The sequence below is a fragment of the Marinobacter lipolyticus SM19 genome, from assembly GCF_000397065.2.
Taxonomy (GTDB): Bacteria; Pseudomonadota; Gammaproteobacteria; order Pseudomonadales; family Oleiphilaceae; genus Marinobacter; species Marinobacter lipolyticus.
In genome coordinates, this window is sequence record NZ_KE007306.1 from 66,630 (window position 1) to 76,673 (window position 10,044).

A 10,044-nucleotide genomic window follows, 5' to 3' on the forward strand; every position below is an offset into this window, starting at 1 on the left:
TTCATGAAGTCGCAACCATTACTGCTCGCCTCATCCTCCCCTTACCGCAGGGAGCTGCTTCAACGACTGGGCCTGCCCTTCACCTGCGCCAGCCCCAACATCGACGAATCCATCCAACCGCGCGAAACCGCGGAGGCGCTGGCCATCAGACTGGCCGCGCAAAAGGCCCGGGCATTGGCGCCCAGCCACCCGGGATACTGGATTATCGGCTCGGACCAGGTTGCCTGCCTGCCCGATGGCAGCATTCTAAACAAGCCGGGCAACCACGAACAAGCCGTTCGCCAACTCACCAGAAGCAGTGGCCAGCGGGTTTCCTTTCTGACAGGTCTTGCACTGATGGACACCGACACCGGTGCCATCCAGACTCACTGCGAACCGTTTCAGGTTCAATTCCGGACTCTGGAGACCATGGAAATAGAAACCTACCTGCAACGGGAACAACCCTACGACTGCGCCGGCAGCTTCAAAATGGAGGGGCTGGGCATCGCGCTGTTCGAATCCCTGGAAGGCCGGGACCCGAACAGCCTGGTCGGTCTGCCACTGATTGCGCTGACTGACATGCTGCGAGCATGGGGAATGAACCCACTACTGCGCTAGCGAAGCTCGAACCGGGCTTCCATCATACGATTGGCCAGGGCACTACCAACAGACACCCCAAACTGATCAACGATATCCTGTAGCGGGGACTTGCGACGACTGTAGTCGACCAGCTTCTCCTCTCCAACAACCTGGCGGGCCACATGAGAGGCACTCCCCAGACCGTCAACCAACCCCAGCTCCAGCGCCTGCTCGCCACTCCAGATCAGGCCGGTAAACAGGCGCTCGTCATCCGCAAGGCGGTCACCGCGCCCTTCCCTGACCTTGTCGATAAACTGGCTGTGAGTGGTTTCCAGCACACCCTGCCAGAACGCCACCTCCTCTTCATTTTCGGGAGAGAACGGATCCAGGAACGCCTTATTTTCACCTGCGGTGTACAGACGGCGCTCAACCCCGACCTTCTCCATCACCTCGGCAAACCCGAAACCACCCGCCACAACGCCGATGGACCCCACCAGGCTGGCCTTGTCGGCATAGATTTCATCCGCCGCTGCGGCAATGTAGTAAGCCCCGGAGGCACCGATATCGGAAATGACAGCGTACACCTTTTTGTCCGGGTGCTCGCCACGAAGGCGCTGGATCTCATCATAGACATAACCGGACTGGACCGGACTGCCGCCACCACTATTAATGCGCAGCACGACAGCTACCGAGTTATCGGCCTCGAAAGCCTCACGCAGGGAACCGACAATGTTGTCCGCGCTGGCGAGCTCATCAGCGGCAATCATTCCGCTTATCTCAACCAGGGCTGTATGCGAACCAGTGGCCGCATCCAGACTGTCACCCAACGGAAACTTGATGATCAACAGAAGGGCAAACAGATAGACGAACGTCAGCAGCTTGAAAAAGATCCCCCAGCGACGACTTTTTCTCTGCTCGGACTGAAGGGACAGCACCAGCTTTTCAATCAACTTCCAGTCACGGCCACTCTCAGGCGGAAGGATCGGCTTCTTACCACCCTTTGACGATTGATTCTCCACGGGGGCATCACCCCACTCGGGTTTGTTGTCTGAATCCCAATCACTCATACCCAGCTTCCTTAGTTACTGATACTACTCACAAACCCAACACTTCCCGCAAATCCTGCACGGAATCAACAATGGCACGAGGCTCATACTGTCCGAGAACATCCCGCTTGTGGACACCCCACTCAACACCGATGGAGGGCATTCCGATGCGCTGCGCCATGTCCAGATCGTAGCGGGTATCGCCAATCATCACCGCCTCTGAGGGCTTGATACCATAAAACGTAATTATTTCCTTCAACATGGCCGGATCCGGTTTGGACCGGGTTTCATCAGCACATCGGGTAATATCAAAGTGGGGACCCAATCCGCTTGATAGCAGGGCACCATCCAGCCCACGACGACTCTTACCGGTCGCCACCGAGCACCCCCTGCCCCCGAGGCGAATGTCCGTCACCACATCCGCCATACCCTCAAACACGTTCTGGGGTGTGGTCACCTTGGCAAAGAAATACCGGGCGTACCCTTCGCGGATCGCACTCATCTCTTCACGAGTGATGCCCGGGTAGAGCTTCTCCAGCGCCTCCACCATACCCAGCCCGATAATGTCCCGATAGGCCTCGCGGGCCAGTGCCGGGTAACCCAAATCGGTGGCCGCCTGATGCAGACTGTCCGCAATATGCTCCACGGAATCCACCAAGGTGCCATCCCAGTCAAAAATTACGACCTTAACGTCCATAAACCTGTTCCTGCTCTCCGATATCCTTGCACTACGGGCCAGGATTATCGGCTTGAATTGCGACGCGACGCCAGCCTGTCCAGAAACTGTTGAAACGCATCATCATAAGGAGCTTCCAGCCGCACTGCCTCGCCGGTCACCGGCAGGGAAAACTCCAGCGCACGAGCATGCAGCATCAGCCTCTGCCCGCCGGCCGCGCGAAATGCCTTCATACTGACATCATCCATATACTTGTCATCCCCGGCAATTGGATGACCTGCCCACAAAGCATGCACGCGAATCTGGTGTGTCCGACCCGTCACCGGTGAAGCCTCGACCAGACTATAACCACTGAACGCCGAGAGACACCTGAACGTCGTCAGCGACTCCTTGCCGGCCTCATCCACCCTGACACGGCGCTCGCCATTGGGCATCTCATAACGCAGCAGGGGCTGCTCCACCCTTCTTAGCCCATCAGGCCAGTCACCCGCGACCAGAGCGTGATAGTGCTTGCGAATACGCTTATGACGAAGCTCATCCTGCAGATACCGCAGGGCAGATCGCTTCTTGGCCACCATCACCAGCCCCGAGGTATCCCGATCCAGGCGATGCACCAGCTCAAGGAAGCGGGCGTCCGGACGAGCGGAACGCAACACTTCGATCAACCCGAAACTGAGGCCACTTCCTCCATGAACTGCAATGCCGGCAGGCTTGTTCACCACCAGCATTTGCTCGTTCTCGAAGACAATGGCGCCCTCCATCACACCCTGCACCCGCGACCCTGGCGCTACCTGTTCCGGCTTTTCCTTGCGTGTCACCGGAGGAATACGCACCTCATCACCGGACTTGAGGCGGGTATCCGGCTTGACCCTGCCCTTGTTAACCCTGACTTCGCCTTTGCGAATAACCCGGTAAATGATGCTTTTGGGCACACCCCGGAGCTGCGCCAACAGAAAATTATCCAGCCGCTGCCCCTCGTTATCCTCATCCACGGTAACCCGACGGACGCCCTGACGAACCTCGCCAGTTTTCGCCTCCGATTGCGCTGATGCCTGTTGCGGCCGAGTTCCCGTTGCCGGCTTCCTGTGCTGGACAACCTGACCTCGCCGAGGACCGGAGCGCTGTGTCTGCCTGTTTCTGGGAGCTTTGGACATGGATACCTTATCGGTGATGCGAATGCGGGATTGAACGCCCGAAAGAATACTGTTATATTCCGGCGTGCTTTGCCGTTTGTCTACGGCCTGACCAAATGAGTCAGAAGCCGGAGCGGCAGAAGTATACCGACACTATTTGAGAGTTTGAACGCCGTAAGCCCAATCATTACCGGGTACGGCGATTAAAATGCTCCCGAGCCATCACGGCAAGCCACATGACGGCCTCTGACCGGATCCCGGGAGAGTGGAAACAACCGTACGGAAAACCGTCGGGCGACATCGCGAAGAATCATTACCAGCACGCAGGGCCGGGCCGTCCAGCTTACGAATACGACGTGAGACCCAGGCACCAGTGTGAACCTGAAAACGGATAACATGCGTCAACAGACACTTACCTTACACGACTTCTCCCTGCCCCATGGCAGACGGACCGTCGGCGGTGGTCTAAGGCTCACGGGACAGTATCCCTTAAGGGCCTGATCCGTCTGGCCGCCGGTTCGCTTCAGAAGTAGGAAGCCCGCGGCACGCACGTTCTGCTTCGCAGATGCATCTCCCCCGGTTTTCTGTCAAAACCAAACGACAGGAACCCTTTCTTTCCATGAAAAGAATGCTAATCAATGCAACTCATCCTGAAGAGTTGCGCGTCGCTCTCGTTGACGGCCAGCGTCTGTTTGATCTTGATATCGAATCCAGCTCCCGTGAACAGAAAAAAGCCAACATCTACAAGGGTCGTATCACCCGCGTAGAGCCCAGCCTGGAAGCCGCCTTCGTCGATTTCGGCGCGGAACGGCACGGCTTTCTGCCGCTGAAGGAAATCTCCAAGGAGTACTTCAAGAAGTCCCCGGGACAAATCGAAGGCAAGATCAACATCAAGGACGTGGTCTCCGAAGGCCAGGAAGTCATTATCCAGGTCGACAAGGAAGAGCGTGGTAACAAGGGTGCAGCCCTGACCACCTTCATTTCACTGGCAGGCCGTTACCTGGTCCTGATGCCCAACAATCCCCGTGCCGGTGGCATTTCACGCCGTATCGAAGGCGAAGAACGCGCTCAGCTGAAAGAAGCCATGAACGACGTTCAAGTGCCAAAATCCATGGGCATTATCGTTCGTACTGCCGGCATCGGCCGCACCACGGAAGAGCTCCAGTGGGACCTCGACTACCTGGTGCAGTTCTGGGAAGCCATTACCCAGGCCGCCAGCGAGCGCAAGGCGCCATTCCTGATCCATCAGGAAAGCAACGTCATCATCCGTGCGGTACGGGACTACCTTCGCCAGGACATCGGCGAAGTACTGATCGACGCCCCGACCGTGCACGAAGACGTACTGAACTTTGTGCGCGCGGTCATGCCCACCTTTGAGAACAAGATCAAGCTGTACAAGGATGAAATCCCCCTGTTCAGCCGCTACCAGATCGAAGGGCAGATCGAGACTGCATTCCAGCGTGAAGTGAAGCTGCCTTCCGGCGGCTCCATCGTTATCGACCCGACCGAGGCGCTGGTGTCCATCGACATCAACTCCTCCCGCGCCACCAAGGGCCATGACATCGAGGAAACCGCGCTGCAGACGAACCTGGAAGCCGCGGAAGAGATCGCCCGCCAGCTCCGTCTTCGTGACATGGGCGGCCTGATCGTGATCGACTTCATCGACATGACCCCAGCCAAACACCAGCGGGAAGTCGAACAGAAAATGCGCGAAGCGCTGGAAATTGACCGCGCACGGGTTCAGGTTGGCAAGATCTCTCGCTTTGGCCTGCTGGAGATGTCTCGCCAGCGTCTGCGCCCCTCCCTGGGCGAAACCCGTAGTGAGGTCTGCCCCCGCTGTGAAGGTCAGGGCACCATCCGCGGCATCGAATCCCTGGCCTTGAGCATCATGCGCCTGATTTACGAGGAGTCTTCGAAAGAGAAGACCGGCGAAGTACGGGCCATCGTCCCTGTCGCCGTTGCCACTTTCCTGCTCAACGAGAAACGCAAGCAGCTCGCTGACATTGAAGCGCGCCAGGAAGTCAGTCTCGTTGTTGTACCTGCGCCTCATATGGAAACCCCGCATTTCGAAATCGTCCGTATGCGCGATGACGAAACCGGCCCAGAGCATGTTTCCAGCTACCAGGTTGCCGAAGAATATAGCCAGCGTGATGAAGAAGTATTTGAAGCCCCCGCTGCACAGCAACCGGTGCGTGAACAGGCAGCAGTGAAAGCGATCCGACCCACTGCCGCCCCGGCCCCTACTCCGGCCAAGGCAGCCGTTAACGCAGCAAACGATCAGGAAGAAGGCCTGTTCCGCAAACTGGGCCGCAAGATTGCCTGCTTCTTCAGGGGCGAAAGCCCCGCTACCGACAAAGAGCAGCAACAAACCACTCGCACCGTGCGCGATGATCGTCGCAACCAGGGGCGTCAGGATCGCCGTAAATCCCGCGTGGCAAGGGATGATAGCCGTCAGGGTAACCGCAGCGGCAGTGATCGCAGGCAGTCGTCCGGTCAGCAGCCACGCGGTGACGACAACCGTAATCGCAACCGCAATCGCGGTGACGACCAGAGCCGTGGCGGCCAACCGGCTCGCCAGGGTGCTGATGGCAAAGGTGGTGACAACCGTCGCGGTGGTCAGGGTCGCGGTCAGGGGCGCAACCGCCCTCAGCGCGATCAGAAAGATCAGCGCGACCAGAAGGACAACCGCGAGCAGCAAGACGCCACCACCAAGGGTGCTCCTGAAAAAAGCGGCAGTGACGAAAAGCGCCGCAAGCCACGCCGCGCCCGTAATCGTGATGGATCGCCGACCGAATCCCCGGCATCCACACCCGCAGAGCGCAAGGCATCTCGCAGCGAGCGGCACCAAAAAGATACTCAGCCGGAAGAGCGTCAGGATACGCCCAAACCGGAGGTAAAAGCTGACGCCAAGCCCAAGACTGCAGAAGCTCAGGCACCGAAGGCAGAGGATAAGTCTTCTGAGAAAGCCACCAAGGCAGAAAGCCAGACTCCGGCAAGGACAGAGAAAAAGCCGGAACAGCCTGAACAGAAGAGCGAACCAAAGGCTGCCGAGAAAGCGCAGAACGAAACAGCTCCAACCTCTGACACCAAGTCGGAAACGAAGTCCGAAAATAAGCCTGCACGGAAGCAGCAAGCGAAAAAGTCTGAGAGCAAGGCCGAGGACAAAGCTCCGAAAGAGCCCAAGACTGAAAACAAAACCGCTGATAGCAAGCCGGTAGCCCCCAGCGAGGCTCCGAAAGCGCCGGAAGCCACTACAAAGTCTACGGACCAGGACAAGCAAGCTGCCGAGAACAAAGCGCAGGCACCGAAAGCTGATGCCGCCAAGCCAGAGGCACCGACGGCGGAACCCAAGGCGGAGCCAAAAGCCGAGCCCGCTGCCGAGCAGCCGGCGCCCAAGGCAGAAAAACCTGCGGAAAAACCGGAAGCCAAGGCACAGCCCGCTCCTGCGGAAAAGCCTGTGGAGAAGCCGACGGAGGCAGCAAAACAGCCCGAACCTGAGACCAAAAAGCCTGAGCCTGAGGCCAAAAAACCTGAGCCCGAGACCAAGCAGCCTGAACCAGAGACCAAGCAGCCGGAGAAAACCGAGCAACCGAGCGCCGACAAGGCACCGGAAGTACCGGTAACGCCCGGACGTGCCTACAATGATCCGAGAGAAGTTCGCAAACGTCAGCGAGCTGCGGAAGAGGCCAAAAAGGCCGGGAGTAACTAAGGCATGCTATCCAATTCGGATATTGAAGCACTAGAAGATATTCTGTTCGCGGAACCCTGGGGAGACGACGCCCTGGATTTCTTCGGGCTTCACGGAGTGGTTTGCGCCAGCGTTGTCGGACCGGTTGAACTGTCGGCGGAAGAAATCTTCCGTCTGGCCACGGGAAGCGATCAGCTTCCCGGCGGTCAGGTACCGGAGATATTCAGCCACTGCGTTCACCAGCTGACAAAGGACATGGCCCACTCCCTGGACATGGGCCAGCCCCTTGAGCTTCCTGAGCCGGAGGATGGAGACCCGATGAACGCACTGGAGAATTGGTGTGCCGGGTTTGTGGATACCTTCCTGGAGCGTGAAGACGAATGGCTGCAGGCCGGAGGCGAAGATGAAACCGCCGACCTGTTGGTGCCGATGCTGACCCTCTCGGGCCTTTTCGAGGATGAAGACTTCCAGAACGTCCGTAACAGCGAAAAGCTGTCCCGACAAATGGCGGATGCTATCCCCGAGTCACTGACCGACCTGTACCTGCTCTTTCACGCGCCCGATTAAACGGTCGCACCCTGCCCTGCAGGTTGCCCGAAATGATGCCAGACAGGCTCCAGTCCGTCTGGCATTTTCATGATTTTACCCAGCTCACACCAGGGCGCCCCCGGGAAATGGAAATCGCTTCCCTGGGAGGCCAGCATTTCCTGCCGGCGGCACAGTTCCGCCAGAAACCCGAGGTCACCGCTGGACTGACCGGAGGTTGATACTTCAATCGAACGCCCCCCGGCCCTGATGAAATCATGAACCAGATTGCGCAGTTTGGTGGCCGTCATGCGGTATTTTCGCGGATGTGCCAGTACCGCCACACCACCCGCATCAGTAATCCACTGGACAACTTCCGACAGTTCCGGCCAAAAAGCCTTTACATCCCCAGGCTTGCCAGCTCCCAGATAACGCTTGAACGCCTGCGCTGAGTCCTTCACCTTTCCTTCTGCCACCAACACCCGCGCAAAGTGGGGCCGCCCTGGTACGTCACCGGCAGCTTCGTCCGTGGCTTTAGCCAGCAAATCAGTGACTCCGACTTTTCGGAGGCGCTCATCAATCATCCGCGCCCGGGCCCAGCGATTTTCATGCTGACGCGCCAGTGCCTCCACAAACGCCGGACTGTCACGATCAAAATCAAGGCCAACCACATGGATCGTCTGGGCTTTCCAGAGACAGGACAACTCAGTGCCGCTGATCAGCGTTATCCCGGAGGCATCCGCCGCCCTTTGCGCTTCCGGCAAACCTTCAATGGTGTCATGGTCGGTCAATGCCAGGTGGGTGACCCCCTGTTCGACGGCCCTTTGCACAAGCTCAGTCGGCGCCAGGGCTCCGTCCGATGCGGTGCTATGGCAGTGCAGGTCAATGCAGAACGCGGATTCTTGGGGTATAGTCACAAAAATTCCTGAAGCTTATATGAAATACTGACAGGCAGTGTACCAGTCATGTTATTGCCTGTATCACACAATGTTCCGGAGACTTTCATGTACTACGCCATTATCAGCGAGGACGTTGAGAACAGCCTGCCACTGAGACAAACCGCCCGCCCCGCGCATATTGAACGTCTTCAGGCGCTTAAGGCTGAAGGTCGGTTGTTGGTGGCCGGCCCTCACCCAGCCTTGGACACGCCGGAGCCCGGCGAAGCCGGCTTTACCGGCAGCCTCGTAATTGCTGAATTCGACTCTCTGGAGGCTGCTCAGGGCTGGGCTGACTCAGACCCATACGTCGACGCCGGTGTTTACCAGAAAGTTACCGTCAAGCCGTTCAAGGCCGTCCTGCCCTGAGCCGCGGACTGCGGTCCATGAGCGTATTGTAATAATACGTAGCTTGAACACCGGGAAAGCTGTGACAAAATTGCGTCTTTAATCGCTGACTGTCCGACCACCGCAAAACTCAGGAAATATAACCAGTGACGTTCATCCGCTTTATTCTCAGTATTCTTGTTGTCGTGTCCTCCGTGGCGGTAGCCCAGGCGAGAACCGTGTATGTGGACGACCAGCTATACCTGCCTGTTCGCTCAGGCCCTGGCACCCAATACAGAATCATCGAAAATGCCCTGCCCAGCGGTACGCCGCTGGAAGTGCTTGATACCGCCAACGAGAACTTCACCAAGGTAAGGACACCCAAAGGCAGTGAGGGTTGGGTATCCAAGCAGTATCTCAGCGACACCCCTATCGCCCGGGACCTTCTGGAGCGTGCCACCCGCCAACTGGAGGCCGCCCGCAGCGAACTGAATGAAACCAAGGAACAGCTCAGCACCGTTACCGCTGAACGCAACGAGCTGCGCGATTCCGAAACCTCTCTGTCCAGTCGCTCTCAAGAGCTTCAACAGGAACTCAGAAGAGTCAAGGAAGTCTCCGCCGATGCACTGAACATCCAACGGCGGAACCGCGAACTGCTGGAGGAGAACCAGAAACTTCGCAATGACCTGGAAGTGTTGACGGCCGAAAACGAAAGACTGGAAGCCAGCAAAGAGTCCGACTTCATGCTGCTTGGCGCTGCACTTGTACTGGGCGGCGTCCTTCTGGCCCTGATTATTCCGATGCTCAAACCCACAAGAAAAACAGACAACTGGGCGTAAACCTATGAAGGATTACTCGGAAAAGCGCGATTTCCATCGCATGCAAGTGAACTCAGAGATAAAAATTACAGACAGCAACGGCGAGACATTCACAGGCGTTTGCCGGGACCTGAGTGCAGCCGGCATGCAGCTGTATGTTGAGCGGGCCATTGCTGTTGGTGAGGAGCTGCAGACCGTCCTTCACCCCTCCAGCGACCAGTTCCCTCCCCTGGAAACCGTGTGCGAAGTCGTCCGGTGTGAACCTGAGGGCGAGGGGTTTCTCCTCGGGGCAAACATCAGCGAAGTCACTCGCTGAAACCAAAAACGGGGGGCCCCCC

Annotated in this window: 10 protein-coding genes; 6 read left to right on the forward strand and 4 right to left on the reverse strand. The window is 57.8% G+C overall.

Going from position 1 to position 10,044, the window contains the following annotated elements; translation table 11 throughout:
- The first annotated feature begins 3 nt into the window (after positions 1 to 3).
- Positions 4 to 597, forward strand: a complete 594-nt coding sequence (locus MARLIPOL_RS00285) for a Maf family protein (RefSeq protein WP_012136039.1) — start codon at positions 4 to 6, stop codon at positions 595 to 597.
- Here the strand turns inward: MARLIPOL_RS00285 and MARLIPOL_RS00290 are convergent.
- Genes MARLIPOL_RS00290 through rluC form a run of 3 tightly spaced genes read right to left on the reverse strand, consistent with a single transcriptional unit; the run spans position 594 to position 3,434 of the window.
- The gene (locus MARLIPOL_RS00290; RefSeq protein WP_012136040.1) at positions 594 to 1,625 is read right to left on the reverse strand and encodes a S49 family peptidase; all 1,032 of its coding nucleotides are present in this window, start codon (positions 1,623 to 1,625) and stop codon (positions 594 to 596) included. The two genes, MARLIPOL_RS00285 and MARLIPOL_RS00290, sit on opposite strands and share 4 nt — an antisense overlap.
- Before the next feature lie 28 nt (positions 1,626 to 1,653).
- A complete protein-coding gene (locus MARLIPOL_RS00295) occupies positions 1,654 to 2,301 on the reverse strand; it encodes an HAD family hydrolase (RefSeq protein WP_012136041.1) in 648 nt (215 codons plus the stop codon).
- A 44-nt stretch (positions 2,302 to 2,345) separates the two neighbouring features.
- On the reverse strand, positions 2,346 to 3,434 hold the full coding sequence (gene rluC, locus MARLIPOL_RS00300) for a 23S rRNA pseudouridine(955/2504/2580) synthase RluC (RefSeq protein WP_012136042.1): 1,089 nt from the start codon (positions 3,432 to 3,434) through the stop codon (positions 2,346 to 2,348).
- A 598-nt stretch (positions 3,435 to 4,032) separates the two neighbouring features.
- On the opposite strand from rluC, the gene rne reads away from it, so the two are divergent.
- Both rne and MARLIPOL_RS00310 read left to right on the forward strand, forming a co-directional pair.
- Positions 4,033 to 7,122 (forward strand): ribonuclease E, encoded by a 3,090-nt coding sequence (gene rne, locus MARLIPOL_RS00305; protein ID WP_036190229.1) that lies wholly within the window; start codon positions 4,033 to 4,035, stop codon positions 7,120 to 7,122.
- 3 nt (positions 7,123 to 7,125) lie between these two features.
- Positions 7,126 to 7,668 (forward strand): YecA/YgfB family protein, encoded by a 543-nt coding sequence (locus MARLIPOL_RS00310; protein ID WP_012136044.1) that lies wholly within the window; start codon positions 7,126 to 7,128, stop codon positions 7,666 to 7,668.
- On the opposite strand, the gene MARLIPOL_RS00315 is transcribed toward MARLIPOL_RS00310, so the two are convergent.
- Positions 7,665 to 8,543: a PHP domain-containing protein gene (locus MARLIPOL_RS00315; protein ID WP_012136045.1), complete on the reverse strand. Its 879-nt coding sequence runs from the start codon at positions 8,541 to 8,543 to the stop codon at positions 7,665 to 7,667. The two genes, MARLIPOL_RS00310 and MARLIPOL_RS00315, sit on opposite strands and share 4 nt — an antisense overlap.
- An 87-nt stretch (positions 8,544 to 8,630) precedes the next feature.
- Between MARLIPOL_RS00315 and MARLIPOL_RS00320 the strand changes: the two genes are divergently transcribed.
- The 3 genes from MARLIPOL_RS00320 to MARLIPOL_RS00330 all read left to right on the forward strand — a co-directional run bounded on the left by MARLIPOL_RS00320 (position 8,631) and on the right by MARLIPOL_RS00330 (position 10,022).
- Positions 8,631 to 8,930 carry a YciI family protein gene (locus tag MARLIPOL_RS00320; RefSeq protein ID WP_012136046.1) on the forward strand — a complete coding sequence of 100 codons (300 nt, stop codon included), beginning with the start codon at positions 8,631 to 8,633 and terminating at the stop codon, positions 8,928 to 8,930.
- Positions 8,931 to 9,055: 125 nt separating this feature from the next.
- The gene (locus tag MARLIPOL_RS00325) at positions 9,056 to 9,727 is read left to right on the forward strand and encodes a TIGR04211 family SH3 domain-containing protein (protein WP_012136047.1); all 672 of its coding nucleotides are present in this window, start codon (positions 9,056 to 9,058) and stop codon (positions 9,725 to 9,727) included.
- 4 nt (positions 9,728 to 9,731) lie between these two features.
- The gene (locus MARLIPOL_RS00330) at positions 9,732 to 10,022 is read left to right on the forward strand and encodes a PilZ domain-containing protein (RefSeq protein ID WP_012136048.1); all 291 of its coding nucleotides are present in this window, start codon (positions 9,732 to 9,734) and stop codon (positions 10,020 to 10,022) included.
- Positions 10,023 to 10,044: the final 22 nt, after the last annotated feature.